The organism is Streptomyces sp. AF1A (assembly GCF_047340315.1).
Taxonomy (GTDB): domain Bacteria; phylum Actinomycetota; class Actinomycetes; order Streptomycetales; family Streptomycetaceae; genus Streptomyces.
In genome coordinates, this window is record NZ_JBLEBI010000034.1 from 28,776 (window position 1) to 48,247 (window position 19,472).

A 19,472-nucleotide genomic window follows, 5' to 3' on the forward strand; every position below is an offset into this window, starting at 1 on the left:
GGGTCGTACGGTTGATGACATGCGGCCCGTTTCCCACATCGAACGCACGGTGGCGCCCTTCGAGGTCGTCAGCCCCTACCAGCCCAGCGGCGACCAGCCCGCGGCCATCGCCGAGCTGGCCCGGCGCATCGAGGCCGGTGAGAAGGACGTCGTCCTGCTGGGCGCGACCGGCACCGGCAAGTCCGCCACCACGGCGTGGATGATCGAGAAGCTCCAGCGCCCCACTCTCGTGATGGCGCCGAACAAGACGCTGGCCGCCCAGCTGGCCAACGAGTTCCGCGAGCTCCTGCCGAACAACGCGGTCGAGTACTTCGTCTCGTACTACGACTACTACCAGCCCGAGGCCTACGTCCCGCAGTCGGACACCTACATCGAGAAGGACTCCTCGATCAACGAGGAGGTCGAGCGCCTGCGGCACTCGGCGACCAACTCGCTGCTCACCCGCCGGGACGTCGTCGTGGTCGCCTCGGTGTCCTGCATCTACGGCCTCGGCACCCCGCAGGAGTACGTGGACCGCATGGTCCCCCTCCGGGTCGGCGACGAGATCGACCGGGACGAGCTGCTGCGCCGCTTCGTCGACATCCAGTACACGCGCAACGACATGGCCTTCACCCGCGGCACCTTCCGCGTCCGCGGAGACACCATCGAGATCTTCCCGGTCTACGAGGAGCTGGCCGTCCGCATCGAGATGTTCGGCGACGAGATCGAGGCGCTGTCCACGCTGCACCCGGTCACCGGCGAGATCATCAGCGACGACCAACATCTGTACGTCTTCCCCGCCTCCCACTACGTCGCCGGCCCCGAGCGCATGGAGCGGGCCATCAACGACATCGAGAAGGAGCTGGGGGAGCGTCTGGGCGAGCTGGAGAAGCAGGGCAAGCTCCTGGAGGCCCAGCGCCTGCGGATGCGCACCACCTACGACATCGAGATGCTGCGCCAGATCGGCACGTGCTCCGGCGTGGAGAACTACTCGATGCACTTCGACGGCCGCCTGCCCGGTTCGCCGCCCAACACCCTGCTGGACTACTTCCCCGACGACTTCCTGCTCGTCATCGACGAGTCGCACGTCACCGTCCCGCAGATCGGCGCCATGTACGAGGGGGACGCCTCCCGCAAGCGCACCCTCGTGGAGCACGGCTTCCGCCTGCCCTCCGCCCTGGACAACCGTCCCCTGAAGTGGGAGGAGTTCCAGGAGCGCATCGGTCAGACCGTCTACTTGTCGGCGACCCCCGGCACCTATGAGATGTCACGCTCCGACGGCTTCGTCGAGCAGATCATCCGCCCGACCGGCCTGGTCGACCCGGAGGTCGTGGTCAAGCCCACCGAGGGCCAGATCGACGACCTGGTGCACGAGATCCGCAAGCGCACCGAGAAGGACGAGCGCGTCCTGGTCACCACGCTGACCAAGAAGATGGCCGAGGACCTCACCGACTACTTCCTGGAACTCGGCATCCAGGTGCGCTATCTGCACAGCGACGTGGACACCCTGCGCCGCGTCGAGCTGCTGCGCGAGCTGCGCTCCGGCGAGTACGACGTCCTGGTCGGCATCAACCTGCTCCGCGAGGGCCTCGACCTGCCCGAGGTGTCCCTGGTGGCCATCCTGGACGCCGACAAGGAGGGCTTCCTGCGCTCCGGCACGTCGCTGATCCAGACCATCGGCCGCGCGGCGCGCAACGTCTCCGGCCAGGTCCACATGTACGCCGACAAGATCACCCCGGCGATGGAGAAGGCCATCGAGGAGACCAACCGCCGCCGGGAGAAGCAGATCGCCTACAACAAGGCAAACGGCATCGACCCCCAGCCGCTGCGCAAGAAGATCAACGACATCGTCGCGCAGATCGCCCGGGAGGAGGTCGACACCGAGCAACTCCTCGGCTCCGGTTACCGCAAGCTGAAGGACGGCAAGGGGGCCAAGGCACCCGTCCCGTCGCTCGGCGACAAGGCGGCCAAGGGCGCGAAGGTCGGCAAGACGGCCAAGTCCGCGAAGGGCAAGGCGGCGACCACGGTGCCCACGGACCGCCCGGCGGCCGCACTGGCCGAGCAGATCGAGGAGATGACCGAGCGTATGCGCGCGGCCGCCGCGGAGCTGCAGTTCGAGATCGCGGCCCGGCTGCGCGACGAGGTCTCCGAGATGAAGAAGGAACTGCGTCAGATGCGGGAGGCGGGCCTCGCCTGACCCCGCGACACACCGCCGGACCTCGGCATATGCGCCAAGTGTTGCAACACCGACACAAAGCGCGGGCCGGGGTTCGGCGCTGTCGGTGCGCCTGCGTAGGGTTCTGGACAGCCGCGCAGTGCGCGGTAACAGGGGACCATCGAGAGGGGATTCAGCCGTGTCCGTCAACTTGACCAAGGGTCAGGCCATCAGCCTGGAGAAGAAGGACGGGGCCACCCTCACCGCGGTCCGCATGGGGCTCGGCTGGCAGGCGGCGAAGCGGCGTGGCCTGTTCGGCTCGCGCACCAAGGAGATCGACCTGGACGCGTCGGCGGTGCTCTTCGCCGAAAAGCAGCCGGTCGACGTCGTCTTCTTCCGCCACCTGGTGAGCGACGACGGTTCCGTGCGCCACACCGGCGACAACCTCGTCGGCGGCGTCGGCCAGGGCGGTGACGACGAGGCGATCCTCGTGGACCTCCAGCGCGTCCCGGTCCACATCGACCAGATCGTCTTCACCGTGAACTCCTTCACGGGGCAGACGTTCCAGGAGGTGCACAACGCGTTCTGCCGGCTCGTGGACGAGACCAACGGCCAGGAACTCGCCCGCTACACGCTGGCCGGCGGCGGCGAGTACACCGCGCAGATCATGGCCAAGGTGCACCGGGCGGGCTCGGGCTGGACGATGACCGCCCTGGGCACCCCCGCCAACGGCCGCACGTTCCAGGACCTGATGCCGGCGATCCTGCCGCACCTGTAGGACCGGACCGCCCGGCAGGGCGTGCCCGACAAGACGACACAGGGGGGCGCGGCGATGGCGGCCGAGCTGGTGCGGGGGCAGAACCACCCGCTGTCCGAGGTCCGGCTGGAGATACGGATCTCGGCGGGGGCACCGGTCCTGGCCGGAGCCGCGCTCGGCGACGAGAACGGCACGGTGCACGGACCCCAGTGGGTCGCCCACCCCGGCGCCCCCGCGCTGCCCGGCATCGAGGTGCCGCGGCAGGCGGCCGACCGGCACCGCCTGGCCGTCGACCTGTCCGCCCTGCCGGACGCCGTGCACCGCGTCGACGTGTTCCTCGCCCTGCCCCCGGGGACCGCCGGCCCTCGCCGGTTCGGTGCCGTCCCCGCCCCGCACACCACGGTCAACGGACCCGACGGCACCGAGCTGGTCTGCTACACGCTCACCGGCCTCGACGCCGAGGCCGCGGTGTTCGCCCTGGAGCTGTACCGCCGGCAGGGAGGGTGGAAGGTCCGCGCGATGGGCCAGGGCTACGCCGAAGGCATCCCGGCCCTCCTCGCCGACCGCGGACTGCGCGAGGCCGCCGACCTGGCCCTCGCCATCCAGCAGGCGACGGCCCAGAACCTGGCTCGCGCCATCCCGGCCCCGTCGTCCACGCTCCCGTCCGAAGAGGCGGCCACCCCCGTACCGCAGGAGCCGGCATCCGCGTACGACGCGCGCCCGGCGCACGGCCGGCGCCCTGACGACGCGCGGACTCCCGGCACCCGGTCGCCGGACGACGGCGGTCCGATCGATTACACCCACCCCCGCCGCTCTCACCGAGACGCCACACCCACGCCCACCACCGCGGTCTCCCCGGCCGCCGGCGCCCAGGCCGCCCGACCCGTCGCCGGCGATGCCGTCGGCTGGTCGATGGAGGAGCGCCTGTACAACCAGGTCTGGGGCATGTTCGAGGACCTCGCCCGCACCACGGCCGCGTACCGCAGTGCTGCGGACTTCGCCGACTCCCGCCTGGAGAAGGAGCTCGACCAGGTCCTCACCGACCCGCACGGCCGGCTCGGCTCGGCGGTGGACGCCGCGCGCGAGGCCGCCCACGCCCGTCGGGACCAGCTGGTCGGCCAGGCGCGCGCCGCCCTCGACCGCGACCTCGCGCAGCTCACCGCCGAGTCCGAGGTCGTCGAACCCGCGCTACCGCCGGCGTACGCCCGCTGGGACAGCCCCGTCTGGCACGGTCACCGTGTGCCCGCCGAGCCGCCGCCCGCCCTGCGACTCGGCGATCTGCACCTGCCCGAAAGCGTGCCGCTGCGCATCCCCGTGCTGGTCAGGCTGCCTCTGGAACGGGGTCTGTGGATCGACAGCGGCCCAGCGGCCGGGCCCGACGGCTCCTTCCCGGACTCCGCCGAGCTGCGGCACCTGGCCCTGGAAGCCGCGGTGGCGCTCGCGGCCCGGCTGCTCGCCGTGCACCCGGTGGAGGAGTTCGCCGTGCAGATCGTCGACCCGGCCGGCGCGGGGGCGCGCGCGCTCCTGCCGCTGACGCACGCCGGAGTACTCGCGGCGCCGCCCGCGACCGGCGCGGCGGGCGTGACGGACCTGCTGGAGAGGCTCACCCGGCGGGTCGACCTGGTGCACATGGCAGTGCGCGGCGGCGCGGCCGAGTCGCTGCCGGCCGACGTGGACACCGCAGAGCAGTTGCTGATCGTCAACGACTTCCCGCACGGCTTCGACGACCGCGCCGTCACCCGCCTGCGCTACCTGGCGGACGAGGGCCCGGCCGTCGGCGTCCATCTGCTGATGGTCGCGGACCGTGCGGACGCAGCCGCCTACGGCCCCCTGCTGGACCCTTTGTGGCGTTCGCTGATGCGACTGACCCCTGTGCCCGACGACCACCTCGCCGACCCCTGGGTGGGCCATTCCTGGACGTACGAGCCCGCACTCGCGCCCGCCGGGAGCCGGATCGTGGAGCAGGTGCTGGCCGAGGTGGCCGCAGCCCGGGCCAAGTATCGGTAAAGCGCTACCGCCAGGCAACTTGGTCTTTCTTTTACTTTTCTCTTTACCTTTTCTTGGTGATTGGGTAGGCTCTCAACTGCGGAGGGGAGTACTCCCTGACTGCGGCGCACCCGTCAGTACGGGCCGGTTCCGGTCCCGGGGCGCCGGCCCCGCGCGGGCGGAAGAGACCTCCGGCAATGACAACGCCTATGTGTTTGCCATGACGAAAAGCCGGAGGTCCAGTGGAAGTCCCCCTGACCCTGTGGGTCCTGACCATCGCGGGTCTCGCCGCATTGATCGCGGTCGACTTCTTCATCGGTCGCAAGCCGCACGAGGTGTCGATCAAGGAAGCGGGCATCTGGACCGCCGCATGGATCGGCGCGGCCGGCCTCTTCGGCCTCGGTCTCCTCGCCTACGGCGGCGGCCGGCCGGCCGGCGAGTTCTTCGCGGGCTTCATCACCGAGAAGTCGCTCAGCGTCGACAACCTCTTCGTCTTCGTCCTGATCATGGCGAAGTTCGCGGTGCCCAGCCGGTATCAGCAGCGCGTGCTGCTCGTCGGCGTCCTCATAGCCCTGGTGCTGCGGGCGGCCTTCATCGCCGCCGGAGCCGCGCTCATCGCAAGCTTCTCCTGGGTGTTCTATCTCTTCGGCGCCTTCCTGCTCTGGACCGCCTGGAAGCTCGTCCAGGAGGCCCGCGCCGACTGGAAGGCCGAGGAGTTCGAGGAGAGCAAGCTGCTGAGGGCCGCGGAGCGCAGGTTCGGCGTGGCCGACCGGTACCACGGCACCAAGCTGTGGATCCGGCAGAACGGCAAGCGGGTCATGACCCCGATGCTGGTCGTGATGCTCGCCATCGGCAGCACGGACGTACTCTTCGCCCTGGACTCGATACCGGCGATCTTCGGTCTGACCCAGGACCCCTACATCGTCTTCACCGCCAACGCCTTCGCGTTGATGGGCCTGCGTCAGCTGTACTTCCTCATCGGCGGCCTGCTGAAGAGGCTGGTCCACCTCACCTACGGCCTCTCGGTGATCCTCGGCTTCATCGGCGTGAAGCTCGTCCTGCACGCGCTGCACGAGTCCGGTGTGCATGTCCCCGAGATCGGCATCCCGGTCTCGCTCGGTGTCATCTGCGGGGTCCTGATCGTCACCACCGTCACCAGCCTCGTGGCCTCCCGGAAGCAGACGGCGCTCTCGGCGACGGGTGCGGGCGACGACGACACACGGAAGGAAAGCGTGGAGGCCTGACCGCACCCGCACAGGAGCGTCCTCGGAACACGAACAGCGGGGCCCGGCCGCGTCGGTACCGGGCCCCGCCGAAAGGGTGAAAGTATCGGGAAAGCAAAGAATGCGAACCCTGTGGCCTTCTGCGACGATCGCAGCATGATCACTGGGCTGCGGTCGCTCGCCCGGCGCTGGACGATGTTCGTGCCGGTGCTCGCGATCGTGCTTCTGGTCTTCACCTGGGGTCGTAGCCTGCCCGGCGCGGTCGTCGCCGTGGTGACCCTCGTCCTCGCCGGATCGGTGCTGGCGGCCGTCCACCATGCTGAGGTCGTCGCCCACCGGGTCGGCGAGCCCTTCGGCTCCCTGGTGCTCGCCATCGCCGTCACGGTCATCGAGGTGGCCCTGATCGTCACGCTGATGGTCGACGGCGGCCCCAAGAGCGCCACCCTGGCCAGAGACACGGTCTTCGCCGCCGTGATGATCACGTGCAACGGCGTGGCCGGCCTGTGCCTGCTCGTCGCGTCTCTGCGGCACCGCATCGCGGTCTTCAACCCCGAGGGCACCGGCGCCGCCCTGGCGACCGTGGCGACCCTGTCCACGCTGAGTCTCGTACTGCCGACCTTCACCACCAGCAAGCCCGGGCCGCAGTTCTCCTCCCTGCAGCTGACGTTCGCCGCACTCTCCTCGCTGATCCTGTACGCCCTGTTCGTGGCCACTCAGACGGTGCGCCACCGCGACTACTTCCTGCCCATCACCCGGCACGGCGAGGTCATCACCGCCGAGCACCATGCCGAGCCGCCGTCCGCCCGCACCGCCGGGATCAGCCTCGGCCTGCTCGGCCTGGCGCTGATCGGCGTGGTCGGCCTGGCCAAGGGCGTGTCGCCCACCATCGAGTCGGGCGTGGCGGCGGTGGGCCTGAACCAGGCCGTCGTCGGTGTGATCATCGCCCTGCTCGTGCTGCTCCCCGAGACGATCGCCGCGCTGCGCGCGGCGCGGCGGGACCGCGTGCAGACCAGCCTCAACCTCGCCCTGGGATCCGCCATGGCCAGCATCGGCCTGACCATCCCGGCCGTGGCGCTCGCCTCCGTCTGGCTGCCGGGACCGCTCATCCTCGGCCTAGGCCCGGTCCACATGCTGCTGCTCGCGCTGACGGTGGTGGTCGCGTCCCTGACGGTGGTGCCGGGACGGGCCACCCCGCTGCAGGGCGGCGTCCACCTGGTGCTGTTCGCGGCCTACCTCGAACTGGCGATCAACCCGTAGCGCGGCCGCTCACCCGTCCGAGCAGGGTCACGCGGCCGGCTCCACGGCCGGCACCGGGACCGGCCGGGTCTCCGGCAGCAGCGCGAAGCACCCCAGGCTGACCAGGGCGACGCCCGTCAGATACACGCCCACGCCCCAGGGGACGCGCCCGCCTCCTTCCGCGAGCTTCGTGGCCACGATCGGGGTGAGCGCGCCGCCGAGGACGCCGCCGAGGTTGTAGCTCACCGCGGCGCCCGTGCAGCGCACCCGTGCCTCGTACAGTTCCGGCACATAGGCGGCGACCACCGCGAACATGGTGATGAAGGCGAGCAGCGCACCGAGGATGCCGAGGAACATCGGCAGCGGTTCGCCGGTCGCCAGCAGTGCGACCATCGGAAGCATCCACAGGGCGCAGGCCGTGCACCCGGCCAGGCACATCGTCCGGCGGCCGTAACGGTCGCCGAGCAGCGCGGGCAGGGGAGTCAGCGCGCCCTTCACGGCCACCGCGGCCATGACGCAGCCCAGCATGACCGTGCGGCTGACCCCGAGCCGTTCCGTCGCGTACGCCAGCGACCAGGTCGTCACCGCGTAGAACACCGCGTACCCGACCGCCATCGCCCCGGCCGTCAGCGGCACCAGCCGCCCGTGGTGCCGCACGACCTCGGCGAGCGGTACGCGCGCGTGGTCGTCGATTTCCAGGAACCGCGGGCTCTCGGTGAGCGACGAGCGCAGCCACAGCCCGGCCAGAGCGAGCGCCCCGGCCGCCCAGAACGGCACCCGCCACCCCCAGCGCGCGAACTCGGCGTCGGACAGCGCCGCCGACAGCGCGAGCATCACACCGTTGGCGAGCACGAAGCCGACCGCGGGTCCCACTTGCGGGAAACTCGACCACAAGGCGCGTCGCCCGGCGGGCGCGTGCTCGGCGGTCAGCAGCACCGCCCCGCCCCATTCGCCGCCCAGCCCGAGGCCCTGCACAAACCGCAGCAGGAGCAGCAGCGCGGGAGCCGCGACACCGGCCGTCCCGTACGACGGCACACAGCCCACCGCGACCGTCGAGGCGCCGGTGAGCAGCAGCGAGACCACGAGCACCGGCCGTCGTCCGCGCCGGTCCCCGAGATGCCCGAACAGCACCGAGCCCAGCGGCCGCGCCACGAACCCCACCCCGAACGTCGCGAACGCGGCCAGCGTCCCGGCGACCGGTGAGAACGTCGGGAAGAACAACGGCCCCAGAACCAGCGCGGCCGCGGTTCCGTAGACGAAGAAGTCGTAGAACTCGATCGCCGTGCCGGCGAGGGAGGCGGCGGCGAGGCGCGGCATGGACGGGGCTCTCACGGAGCGTGCATCGTGCATGTCACGTCAACTACCCACCGTGATCGGTGGTCACGGGAGCGTACGGAAGTGATCAAGGCGCCGGAGTGCGCGCCCGGAGCGACCGCGACGCCCGTGGCCGGCCGTGCGCGCCGGCGACCGTGATAGACCGAGTGCGAGCAGCGGTCGTACCCGCACCGCCCCGAACGGACCGGAGGAACCGTGCCCCGCACCCTGGCCAACGCCCCGATCATGATCCTCAACGGGCCGAACCTCAACCTGCTCGGCCGGCGTCAACCCGAGATCTACGGCAGGGACACCCTGGCCGACGTCGAGGCGCTGTGCGCCAAGGCGGCGGCCGCGCACGGCGGCACGATCGACTTCCGGCAGTCCAACCACGAGGGCGAACTGGTCGACTGGATCCACGAGGCACGCCTGAACCACTGCGGGATCGTCATCAACCCCGGCGCCTACTCGCACACCTCGGTCGCGATTCTGGACGCGCTCAACACCTGCGACGGCATGCCCGTGCTGGAGGTGCACATCTCCAACATCCACCAGCGGGAGTCGTTCCGGCACCACTCCTATGTCTCCCTGCGCGCCGACGGCGTGATCGCGGGCTGCGGCGTGCAGGGCTACGTCTTCGGCGTGGAGCGCGTCGCCGCCCTGCTGGGCGCCGCCCGGGCGAACGCATAGCCACCGGCCGCCACAGCACTTCCACTACCCCGTCCACGAGTTCGGGGTCGAGCGCGGCCGTGATCTCGTCCAGCAGCGACGGCCGGGGCCGCGCGGCGATCGCCGCCCACTGCCGCCGGCCGCCGCTGAGCCGGTCCGGGCAGGCGTGCGCCTCACCGTGGGCGTCGGCCGCCGGGCATGCCGCCGTTGCCGTCCGCTCCCTCCCGCGCGGAGTCGCCCTCCGTGACGGTCACTTGAGCACCGGCGCGTCGACGGCGTCGGACAGCCACTGCTTCTCCGGTCTCGCCGGGGTGCCGTCCCGGCGCAGGGCGTCGACCGCGCCGGTCACGCACGGGGCCGGCGCGCTGCCCTCGTCCAGCATGAGCGCGGCCGTGTGCACACCGGTCGACGCAGCCCACGCGCGCGTGCCCGAGCGGGGCCGGGCCGCCGGTCGAGGGCGGGGTGAAAGACCGGCGGCCCTACCGCTCAGGAGCCGTCATCCTGTGCGGGGCTGCCACCAGTTGACTGCGCAGGACCGCGCGTCGGGAGCGCGCACGCTGCATCGGTCTGTGCGAAGTGTTCACACGGGGCGCGTGAAGTGCCCTGCGCGCCGGGCGTCCTCCCCCCAGGAAGTCCGGGTGGGAGGACGCGGAAACACCCGCAGACAGGAAAGGGCAAGGAGACCCGCTCCCTGCCACTCTCAACGTATAGCGCACCGGGGGGCTTGCGGCAAGGCCCCGGTCGTGCCGCACAATCGCTGGCCGAAGCCGGGACCAGCGGAAATGAGGAAATCGCGAAGTGCATGTGTTCTTGTCGGCCCTTGAGGCTGTTTCCGGATCGGGGCCGCGGCGATGAGTCCCCTGACCACCAGCGCCTTCGACCTTCCCGACCGCCTCTCCCCGAAGGCCGACCCGGCGCTGATCGGCGAGGACGAGAAGCACTTCGAGGCCATCGCCGAGAGCCTCGCGCAGGCGGTCGCCGAACTCTCCGACCGCCTCGACGCCGAACTCAGGGCGCCCGGCGGCGCCGGCCGGGCGGCGATGGACCGGGACGCGGAGGTGCACCGGCTGACCGGCCGTCTGCGCGCCCTGCGCCGCTTCGGCCTGGATCTGTGCCTCGGGCGCGTCGTCGGCGCGGACGAGGGCCGGCCCCTGTACATCGGGCGGCTCGGCCTCACCGACAGCGCGGGACGCCGGCTGCTGGTCGACTGGCGCTCCCCGGCGGCCGAGCCGTTCTTCGCGGCGACCCACGCGAACCCCATGGGGCTGGCGAGCCGCCGCAGGTATCGCTGGACCGACGGCCGGATCACCGACTACTGGGACGAGGTCTTCATCGCGGAGGGGCTCGAGCGGCACGCCGCCCTCGACGACCAGTCCGCCTTCATCGCCGCCCTGGGCGGCAGCCGCTCGCCCCGGATGCGGGACGTGCTCGCCACCATCCAGGCCGACCAGGACGCCGTCATCCGGGCCGGCTCCCGCGGCGCTCTGGTCGTCGACGGCGGTCCGGGCACGGGGAAGACCGTCGTCGCCCTGCACCGCTCCGCCTACCTCCTCCACTCCGATCCCCGCCTCGGCCACCGTCGGGGCGGCGTGCTCTTCGTCGGCCCGCACCAGCCCTACCTGGCCTACGTCGCCGACGTCCTGCCCAGTCTGGGGGAGGAGGGCGTGCAGACCTGCACGCTGCGGGACCTCGTCGCCGAGGGAGCCCGAGCGGTGCCCGAGAGCGACCCGGACGTGGCCCTCCTGAAGTCGTCCGCGCGGATGGTGAAGGCGATCGAGACGGCCGTCAGGTTCTACGAGGAGCCGCCCGCCGAGAGCATGACGGTCACGACACCCTGGTCCGACGTCCGGCTGAGCGCCGACGACTGGGCGGAGGCGTTCCGGGCGCCGGGACCGGGCACGCCGCACAACGAGGCACGCGACCAGATCTGGGACGAGTTGGTCACGATCCTGCTGGACAAGCAGGACCTGGACGTCCCGCCCCACTTGTTCCGGAGGGCTCTGCTGCACGACGAGGAGCTGGTCGGCACCCTCGACCGCGCGTGGCCGCTGCTCGACGCGGCCGATCTCGTCGCAGACCTGTGGTCGGTCCCCGCCTACCTGCGGATGTGCGCTCCCTGGCTCGGCCCCGACGACGTACGCAGGCTGCAGCGCAAGGACCCCCAGGCCTGGACGGTGTCCGACCTGCCGCTCCTCGACGCGGCACGGCAGCGGCTCGGCGACCCGGAGGCGTCACGCCGCAGGCGCCGCCAGGAGGCCGCGGCCGCCGCCGAACGCGCGCGCATGGCCGACGTGATCGACAACGTGCTCGCGGCCGACGACGACGGCGAGGGCGCGGTGACCATGCTGCGCGGGCGTGACCTGCAGGACAGCCTGATCGACGGGAACGCGCTGCCCGGCGCCGAGCGGGACCTGCTCGCCGGCCCGTTCGCGCACGTCGTCGTCGACGAGGCCCAGGAACTGACCGACGCCGAGTGGCAGATGCTGCTGCTGCGCTGCCCGTCCCGGAGCTTCACCATCGTCGGCGACCGTGCCCAGGCCAGGCACGGGTTCACCGAGCCGTGGCAGGAACGCCTCGAACGGATCGGCCTCGACCGCATCGAGGTGGCCTCCCTGAGCATCAACTACCGGACGCCCGAAGAGGTCATGACGGAGGCCGAGCCGGTCATCCGCGCCGCACTGCCGGACGCCAACGTGCCGACCTCCGTCCGCAGCAGCGGCATCCCCGTCGTCCACGGGCCGGTGTCGGACCTGGACCGGGTCCTCGACGACTGGCTCACCGCGCACGCGGACGGGACCGCCTGCGTCATCGGCGATCCCGCGTTCCCAAAGACGCCACGCGTCCGGTCGCTGACCCCCGAGCTGTCGAAGGGGCTCGAGTTCGACCTGGTCGTCCTCGTCGACCCGGAGGGGTTCGGCGAGGGCGTCGAGGGCGCGGTCGACCGCTACGTCGCGATGACCCGGGCGACCCGGCAGCTCGTCGTCCTCACACCGTGACGGGCGACCGGAACCCCCATCCCGACACCCGCCATCTCACCACCCGCGCGCGTGCCACTCGGGCAGGTGCGGCCGCTCGGCACCCAGCGTGGTGTCGTCGCCGTGACCGGGGTAGACCCACGTCTCGTCCGGCAGCACGTCGAAGATCTTCGTCTCGACGTCGTGGATCAGGCTGGCGAAGGCCTTCGGGTCCTTACGGGTGTTGCCGACCCCACCGGGGAAGAGGCAGTCGCCGGTGAAGACATGCGGATGGCCGTGCGGGTCGTCGTACACCAGGACGATCGAGCCCGGGGTGTGCCCGACGAGGTGGCGCGCGGTGAGTTCCACGCGCCCCACCCTGATGACGTCGCCGTCGTCGACGAGGACGTCGGTGGGCACCGGGATGCCGGGGGCGTCCTCACGGCCGGCGTACGTGCGCGCGCCGGTGGCTGCGACGACCTCGGCGAGGGCCTGCCAGTGGTCCCCGTGCTGGTGCGTGGTGACGACGGACGCGATCCCGTCGTCACCGATCATCCCCAGCAGGGTGTGAGCCTCGTTCGCGGCGTCGATCAGGAGCTGCTCGTCGGTGGCCCGGCAGCGCAGCAGATAGGCGTTGTTGTCCATCGGGCCGACCGCGATCTTGGTGATCATCAGGTCTTTCAGCTCGTGCACGTCCGCCGGTCCGCCGACCTTGACCTCTCCCGTGTACATCATGGTGATCAGCCTATAGCGGGCAGGGGTTCGGCGGACCGCAGCCGCCCTGGCAACGGGGGAATCGGACCGCAGCCGCCTTACAACGAGGGAAGCTTCGGGAGTGTGTCGCCGTCCGTGGTCAGGCCGCAGCCGTCGCGCCGTCCGGCGAGCCAGCCGAGCAGCTCCGCCGGCGCACCGCTGACCGTCACCTCGGGCTTGTCCGCCGCCCGCCCGGTGCTCCACGCGCGCGTGCCGTCCGTGACCCGGGTCGCCGGGACGTCGGGGAGCCCGGAGAACCGCCGGGTGAGGAAGTCGATCTCGCGCTCGACGAACTCCGCCGGAAGATCCTCCAGCTCGTACCCGGTTCCGAGGTCCACATGGTGCAGTTCCACCTCGGCCCAGCGCCGGAAGGGCACCCGGGCCGCCACGTCGGTGACCCCGTTGCGCAGCTCCACCGTGCGCGTCCAGTCCGCCGGCGCCTCACCGACCCGCTGGAAGCCCGCCGCGCTCTCACGCAGGTCCGCCAGCTGGGCGTCCAGAGGGCGCGAGGAGTCGCGCGCGATGTCGGCGTCCCGCGCCTCGGCACTCGCGTACATGGGGCGGCCTTCGAGGACGTTCACGAGCGCGTCCGCGTTGCGGGCGAGATGGGCGAGGACGTGCCCGCGGCTCCAGCCCGGAAGCCGTGACGGCTCGGCGAGCGAGGCGTTGTCCAGTGCGGCGACCCCGGTGAGAAGCCGTTCGGTCGCTTCGCGTACACAGGCCAGGTCATGAGCGTGATCAATCATGGGCCTGACCCTAGCCCGGCCACACGTTCGGGTGAAGGTGGTGAACCCGGCCCGCAAATCGAAAGCTCGTGCTATATCGTCGAGGGCGGCGTCGGGCATGCTGGAGGGCTGGGGGTTGTTATGCACCCTGGTAATCCGACCGGCGTTGTCAGTGGCTCCCCCTAGTCTGAAGAAGCACGGGGGCCCCGCCCCTGTCACTTCTCTCAAGAAAGGTGCGGACCGGCGTGGCCGACCGTCTCATCGTCCGTGGCGCGCGCGAGCACAACCTGAAGAATGTCTCGCTCGACCTGCCTCGTGACGCGCTCATCGTCTTCACGGGCCTGTCCGGGTCGGGCAAGTCATCCCTGGCCTTCGACACGATCTTCGCGGAGGGTCAGCGCCGCTACGTGGAGTCGCTCTCCTCGTACGCCCGGCAGTTCCTCGGCCAGATGGACAAGCCGGACGTCGACTTCATCGAGGGTCTGTCCCCGGCGGTCTCCATCGACCAGAAGTCGACCTCGCGCAACCCGCGCTCGACAGTGGGCACCATCACCGAGGTCTACGACTACCTGCGTCTGCTCTTCGCGCGCATCGGCAAGCCGCACTGCCCCGAGTGCGGCCGCCCGATCACGCGCCAGTCGCCGCAGGCCATCGTGGACAAGGTCCTGGAGCTGCCGGAGGGGAGCCGCTTCCAGGTGCTGTCGCCGCTCGTCCGCGAGCGCAAGGGCGAGTTCGTCGACCTCTTCGCCGACCTGCAGACCAAGGGCTACTCCCGCGCGCGCGTGGACGGCCGGACGATCCAGCTGTCCGAGCCGCCGACGCTGAAGAAGCAGGAGAAGCACACCATCGAGGTGGTCGTCGACCGCCTCACGGTCAAGGACTCCGCCAAGCGACGCCTCACGGACTCCGTCGAGACCGCCCTCGGCCTCTCCGGCGGCATGGTCGTGCTCGACTTCGTCGACCTCCCCGAGGACGACCCCGAGCGTGAGCGGATGTACTCGGAGCACCTGTACTGCCCGTACGACGACCTGTCCTTCGAGGAGCTGGAGCCGCGCTCCTTCTCCTTCAACTCGCCCTTCGGCGCCTGCCCCGAGTGCACGGGCATCGGCACGCGCATGGAGGTCGACGCCGAGCTGATCGTCCCGGACCCCGACAAGTCCCTGGACGAGGGCGCCATCCACCCCTGGTCGCACGGGCACACCAAGGACTACTTCGGCCGCCTGATCGGAGCCCTCGCGGACGCGCTCGGCTTCCGCACGGACATCCCGTTCGCGGGCCTGCCGCAGCGCGCGAAGAAGGCCCTGCTCTACGGCCACAAGACCCAGATCGAGGTGCGCTACCGCAACCGGTACGGCCGCGAGCGCGTGTACACCACGCCGTTCGAGGGTGCGGTGCCGTTCGTGAAGCGCCGGCACAGCGAGGCCGAGAGCGACGCCAGCCGGGAGCGCTTCGAGGGCTACATGCGCGAGGTGCCCTGCCCCTCCTGCGAGGGCACGCGCCTGAAGCCGATCGTCCTCGCCGTCACGATCATGGGGAAGTCGATCGCCGAGGTCTCGGCCATGTCGATCAGCGACTGCGCGGACTTCCTGGGCGAGCTGAAGCTGAACGACCGGGACAAGAAGATCGCCGAGCGGGTGCTGAAGGAGGTCAACGAGCGGCTGCGCTTCCTGGTCGACGTCGGCCTGGACTACCTCTCGCTCAACCGCGCGGCCGGCACGCTCTCCGGCGGCGAGGCCCAGCGCATCCGCCTGGCCACGCAGATCGGCTCCGGCCTGGTCGGCGTGCTGTACGTGCTGGACGAGCCGTCCATCGGCCTGCACCAGCGGGACAACCACCGGCTGATCGAGACGCTGGTCCGGCTGCGCGACATGGGCAACACGCTGATCGTCGTGGAGCACGACGAGGACACCATCAAGGTCGCCGACTGGGTCGTCGACATCGGCCCCGGCGCGGGTGAGCACGGCGGCAAGGTCGTGCACAGCGGCTCCCTGAAGGAGCTGCTCGCCAACACCGAGTCGCAGACCGGCGCCTACCTCTCGGGCCGCAAGGCGATCCCGCTCCCGGACGTGCGCCGTCCCCGCGACCCGTCCCGTCAGCTCACCGTGCACGGCGCCCGCGAGAACAACCTGCAGGACATCGACGTGTCCTTCCCGCTGGGCGTGTTCACGGCCGTCACCGGCGTGTCCGGATCCGGCAAGTCCACCCTGGTCAACGACATCCTCTACACGCACCTGGCCCGCGAGCTGAACGGCGCGCGGAACGTCCCGGGGCGGCACACGCGCGTGGACGGCGACGACCTGGTCGACAAGGTCGTGCACGTCGACCAGTCGCCCATCGGCCGCACCCCGCGGTCCAACCCGGCGACGTACACCGGTGTCTTCGACCACATCCGCAAGCTGTTCGCCGAGACCACCGAGGCGAAGGTCCGCGGCTACCTGCCCGGCCGCTTCTCCTTCAACGTCAAGGGCGGCCGCTGCGAGAACTGCGCGGGCGACGGCACCATCAAGATCGAGATGAACTTCCTCCCGGACGTCTACGTCCCGTGCGAGGTCTGCCACGGCGCCCGGTACAACCGGGAGACCCTGGAGGTCCACTACAAGGGCAAGTCCATCGCCGAGGTGCTGAACATGCCGATCGAGGAGGCCATGCACTTCTTCGAGGCGGTCCCGGCGATCTCCCGCCACCTGAGGACGCTGAACGACGTCGGCCTCGGCTACGTCCGCCTCGGCCAGTCCGCCACCACCCTCTCCGGCGGTGAGGCCCAGCGCGTGAAGCTGGCCAGCGAACTGCAGAAGCGCTCCACCGGCCGCACCGTCTACGTCCTGGACGAGCCGACCACCGGTCTGCACTTCGAGGACATCAGCAAGCTGCTGACGGTGCTCGGCGGCCTGGTCGACAAGGGCAACACGGTCATCGTCATCGAGCACAACCTCGATGTGATCAAGACGGCCGACTGGATCGTGGACATGGGCCCGGAGGGCGGCGCGGGCGGTGGTCTCGTGGTCGCGGAGGGCACGCCCGAGGAGGTCGCCGGTGTCCCGGCCAGCCACACCGGCAAGTTCCTGCGCGAGATCCTCGGCGCCGACCGCATCAGCGACGCGGACACGGTGCCGGCGCCGCGCGGCGCGAAGAGGAAGACGGCCGCGGCCAGGTCGGCCACCCGGCAGACGGTGACGGCCAACGCCAACAACACGGCGACGAAGAAGGCCGCCGGAGCCACGAAGAAGGCGGCGCCCGCGAAGAAGTCGACGCGGACACGCAAGGCCTGACACCCGCTCAGAAAGCGGCGCCCCGCGGGAACTCCCCGCGGGGCGCCGCTCGTTCCATCATCAGCCACCCCGGCCCTGCGGTTCGTCGGGTCCCCGCAGCGCAGGACCGGCCGCACCTTGAAAAGACGACAGCGGAGAAGGACCGCTACGGTTCACCCGCCTCTGCCGCGTACGGCGGCTCCGCCCCCGGCCGCGAGCAGGTGATCGCCGCGGCGCGCGCCGCGAAGCGCAACAGCCGTGACCAGCCCTCCGTCCCGAGGGCGGTGAGCGCCTGCGCAGACAGCGCCTCCTGGGTGGCCAGGCCGTGCAGCAGGGCCGCGTTCACCGTGTCGCCCGCGCCGATGGTGTCCACGACCTCGACCTTCTCACCCGGCACGGAGCACTCCCCGCCGTCACGGGTGAACACGGTCAGGCCGTCGCCGCCCCGCGTGACCACGACGGCCGACGGGCCCGCGGCCAGCCACTCGCGCGGCGTGCCGCCCAGCCACGCCGCGTCCTCCGCGGACACCTTCAACAGAGTCACCGAGGGCAGCCAGCTCCGAAAGCGCGCCCGGTAGGCGTCCGCGTCCGGGATCAGTCCGGCCCGGATGTTGGGGTCGAGCGCGGTGAACAGCCCCTGTCCGGCCGCCCTCCGCATCAGCTCCTCGTAGGCGCTCGCCCCCGGTTCCAGGACGAGCGAGCAGGTGCCGAAGGACACCGCGCGCGTGTCCGCGGGCAGCGCGGCCGGGGTGGTGAAGAGGCGGTCGGCGGTGCCGTCGACGTAGAAGGTGTACGCGGCCGAGCCACCGTCGTCGATCGTGGCCACCGCGAGGGTCGTCGGCTCCGGTCCGCGCTGTACGCCCGACACGTCGACTCCGGCCCGCCGCAGCCCGTCGAGCAGGGCCTCGCCGAAGGCGTCGTTCGACGTCCGGGAGCAGAACGCGGTGCGCGAGCCGAGGCGGCCGAGGGCTACGGCGGTGTTGTACGGGCCGCCGCCCAGCGCCGGCTTCAGGCCCGCGAGGGCACCGGGGCCCTGCGGTACCAGGTCGATCAGTGCCTCACCGGCGACGACGATCACGAGTCGGTTCCCTTCTGGGACAAGGGGGCTGATGCGATGTGCCGGGCCGTCCCGGCCCTGCCCGGCTCCTCCGGGCACCCGCAGGACGTGCGGTGGACGAAGGTGCACGGCAGCCGGACCGTCCGTGCCGGACCGTCCGGCTCCGCCAAGCGGTCCAGGAGCACCCGGACGGCTTCGGCGCCCAGTTCCCTGCTCGGCTGGGCAACGGCGGTGAGCCGGGGCGAGAAAAGGTCGGCCCAGACGAAGTCGTCGAAGCAGCACAGGGCGATGTCGTCCGGCACGGACAGTCCGCGCCGGCGCAGGGCGCGCAGGGCGCCGATGGTCATCGCGTTGTTGGCGGTGACGAGCGCCGTCGGCGGATCGGGCAGGCCGAGCAGGGCGTCCGTGGCCTGTTCGGCGCCGGCGGACTCGGAGTGCCCGGACACCAGGAGGCGGTCGTCGCGCGCCAGACCCGCGGCGGCGAGGCCGTGCAGGTAGCCGTCGATGCGTTCACCGGTCGTGCTCAGTCCCGGCAGGCCGGCGACGAGGCCGATCCGGCGGTGGCCCAGCCCGGCGAGATGCGCGACCAGCTCGGCCGTGGGTGCGGCGCTCTCGGCGCAGACCTGGTCGAAGCACGGTCTGCCCGGGGCTGCGGCGCCCCGCCCGGGACCGTCGTACACGTCCGGGTCGACCACCCGGTCCAGGAACACGGTCGGCACGGCGTGGCGGCGGAGGTAGCCGACGAGGTCGTGCGGGTCCGCGGAAGGGGCGACGATCATGCCGTCCACCCGGCGCTCGTGGAGGAGTTGCGCGACCTTGCGTTCGTGCCGGGGGTCGTCGTGCGGGTCGGCGATGAGCAGGCTGTAGCCCGCCTCCAGGCAGGCCGCCTCGACGCCCTGCAGGATCTCCGTGAAGTACGGGTTGCTGATCGCCGACACCGCGAGCCCGATGGAGCGGGTACGCGAGGTCACCAGGGAGCGGGCCAGGGTGTTCGGCGTGTAGCCGAGGGCGTCGATGGCGTCCAGGACGGCCTGCCGGGTGTGGGGCAGCACCGGGCGGGTGCCGTTCAGGACGTGCGAGACGGTCGCCACGGAGACTCCGGCGCTCCGGGCGACGTCCGCCATGGTGGGCATCGCGTTCTCTCCTCCATCGGTCCCGCTGGGCCGCAGCATCACCGGGCCACGGGGTCACCGGCCATCGAGTCATCGGCCACCGAGTTGCCGGCCACCGGGTCATCGGGTCGGGCCACACAGGGCTTCCGGCCGGGACGGTATCCCATCGACCGCCCCTGCGTAAACGCTTGCGCAAGCGTTTACGTCCCCCCGTGCCGTCCCAGACCGCTTCCCGCGCCCCGTCCCGCGGCCCCGTCCCGCCCCCCGCGCCACGCACCGCGCACCGCCCCGCACCACACACCGC

The 19,472-nt window shown here is 71.3% G+C and carries 13 protein-coding genes and 2 pseudogenes; 8 read left to right on the top strand and 7 right to left on the bottom strand.

What is annotated here, in order from left to right:
- Positions 1-19: 19 nt before the first annotated feature.
- The 5 genes from uvrB (at position 20) to ACLU3S_RS13445 (ending at position 7,357) form a co-directional block, all read left to right on the top strand.
- Positions 20-2,176, top strand: coding sequence for an excinuclease ABC subunit UvrB (uvrB, locus tag ACLU3S_RS13425; RefSeq protein WP_413952025.1), 2,157 nt, complete (start codon positions 20-22; stop codon positions 2,174-2,176).
- Between the two features lie 157 nt (positions 2,177-2,333).
- On the top strand, positions 2,334-2,912 hold the full coding sequence (locus ACLU3S_RS13430; protein WP_413952026.1) for a TerD family protein: 579 nt from the start codon (positions 2,334-2,336) through the stop codon (positions 2,910-2,912).
- A 54-nt stretch (positions 2,913-2,966) separates the two neighbouring features.
- Positions 2,967-4,898, top strand: a complete 1,932-nt coding sequence (locus tag ACLU3S_RS13435; protein ID WP_413952038.1) for a TerD family protein — start codon at positions 2,967-2,969, stop codon at positions 4,896-4,898.
- Positions 4,899-5,119: 221 nt separating this feature from the next.
- Positions 5,120-6,121 (top strand): TerC family protein, encoded by a 1,002-nt coding sequence (locus ACLU3S_RS13440; RefSeq protein ID WP_413952027.1) that lies wholly within the window; start codon positions 5,120-5,122, stop codon positions 6,119-6,121.
- Positions 6,122-6,256: 135 nt separating this feature from the next.
- Positions 6,257-7,357, top strand: coding sequence for a calcium:proton antiporter (locus ACLU3S_RS13445; RefSeq protein ID WP_413952028.1), 1,101 nt, complete (start codon positions 6,257-6,259; stop codon positions 7,355-7,357).
- 27 nt (positions 7,358-7,384) lie between these two features.
- Here ACLU3S_RS13445 and ACLU3S_RS13450 read toward each other — a convergent pair whose 3' ends face one another.
- Positions 7,385-8,653: an MFS transporter gene (locus ACLU3S_RS13450; RefSeq protein WP_413952039.1), complete on the bottom strand. Its 1,269-nt coding sequence runs from the start codon at positions 8,651-8,653 to the stop codon at positions 7,385-7,387.
- Between the two features lie 213 nt (positions 8,654-8,866).
- On the opposite strand from ACLU3S_RS13450, the gene aroQ reads away from it, so the two are divergent.
- Positions 8,867-9,340 (top strand): type II 3-dehydroquinate dehydratase, encoded by a 474-nt coding sequence (gene aroQ, locus ACLU3S_RS13455; RefSeq protein ID WP_413952029.1) that lies wholly within the window; start codon positions 8,867-8,869, stop codon positions 9,338-9,340.
- A gap of 13 nt (positions 9,341-9,353) precedes the next feature.
- On the opposite strand, the pseudogene ACLU3S_RS13460 reads toward aroQ, so the two are convergent.
- Both ACLU3S_RS13460 and ACLU3S_RS13465 read right to left on the bottom strand, forming a co-directional pair.
- Positions 9,354-9,497: pseudogene (locus tag ACLU3S_RS13460) on the bottom strand (peptide ABC transporter ATP-binding protein); the annotation flags it as partial.
- A 72-nt stretch (positions 9,498-9,569) separates the two neighbouring features.
- Positions 9,570-9,704 (bottom strand): annotated as a pseudogene (locus tag ACLU3S_RS13465) (amino acid ABC transporter substrate-binding protein); the annotation flags it as partial.
- 466 nt (positions 9,705-10,170) lie between these two features.
- Between ACLU3S_RS13465 and helR the strand changes: the two are divergent.
- Positions 10,171-12,315: an RNA polymerase recycling motor ATPase HelR gene (gene helR / locus ACLU3S_RS13470; RefSeq protein WP_413952030.1), complete on the top strand. Its 2,145-nt coding sequence runs from the start codon at positions 10,171-10,173 to the stop codon at positions 12,313-12,315.
- 36 nt (positions 12,316-12,351) lie between these two features.
- Here helR and ACLU3S_RS13475 read toward each other — a convergent pair whose 3' ends face one another.
- Positions 12,352-13,008, bottom strand: a complete 657-nt coding sequence (locus ACLU3S_RS13475) for an MBL fold metallo-hydrolase (protein WP_413952031.1) — start codon at positions 13,006-13,008, stop codon at positions 12,352-12,354.
- A gap of 77 nt (positions 13,009-13,085) precedes the next feature.
- A complete protein-coding gene (locus tag ACLU3S_RS13480; protein WP_413952032.1) occupies positions 13,086-13,772 on the bottom strand; it encodes a maleylpyruvate isomerase family mycothiol-dependent enzyme in 687 nt (228 codons plus the stop codon).
- 224 nt (positions 13,773-13,996) lie between these two features.
- Between ACLU3S_RS13480 and uvrA the strand changes: the two genes are divergently transcribed.
- On the top strand, positions 13,997-17,020 hold the full coding sequence (uvrA, locus tag ACLU3S_RS13485; RefSeq protein ID WP_413952033.1) for an excinuclease ABC subunit UvrA: 3,024 nt from the start codon (positions 13,997-13,999) through the stop codon (positions 17,018-17,020).
- Positions 17,021-17,165: 145 nt separating this feature from the next.
- Here uvrA and ACLU3S_RS13490 read toward each other — a convergent pair whose 3' ends face one another.
- Both ACLU3S_RS13490 and ACLU3S_RS13495 read right to left on the bottom strand, forming a co-directional pair.
- The gene (locus ACLU3S_RS13490) at positions 17,166-18,077 is read right to left on the bottom strand and encodes a carbohydrate kinase family protein (RefSeq protein WP_413952034.1); all 912 of its coding nucleotides are present in this window, start codon (positions 18,075-18,077) and stop codon (positions 17,166-17,168) included.
- Entirely contained in the window at positions 18,074-19,189 is a 1,116-nt protein-coding gene (locus tag ACLU3S_RS13495; protein WP_413952035.1) for a LacI family DNA-binding transcriptional regulator, read from the bottom strand. Before ACLU3S_RS13495 ends, ACLU3S_RS13490 begins: the two co-directional genes overlap by 4 nt.
- Positions 19,190-19,472 lie beyond the last annotated feature (283 nt).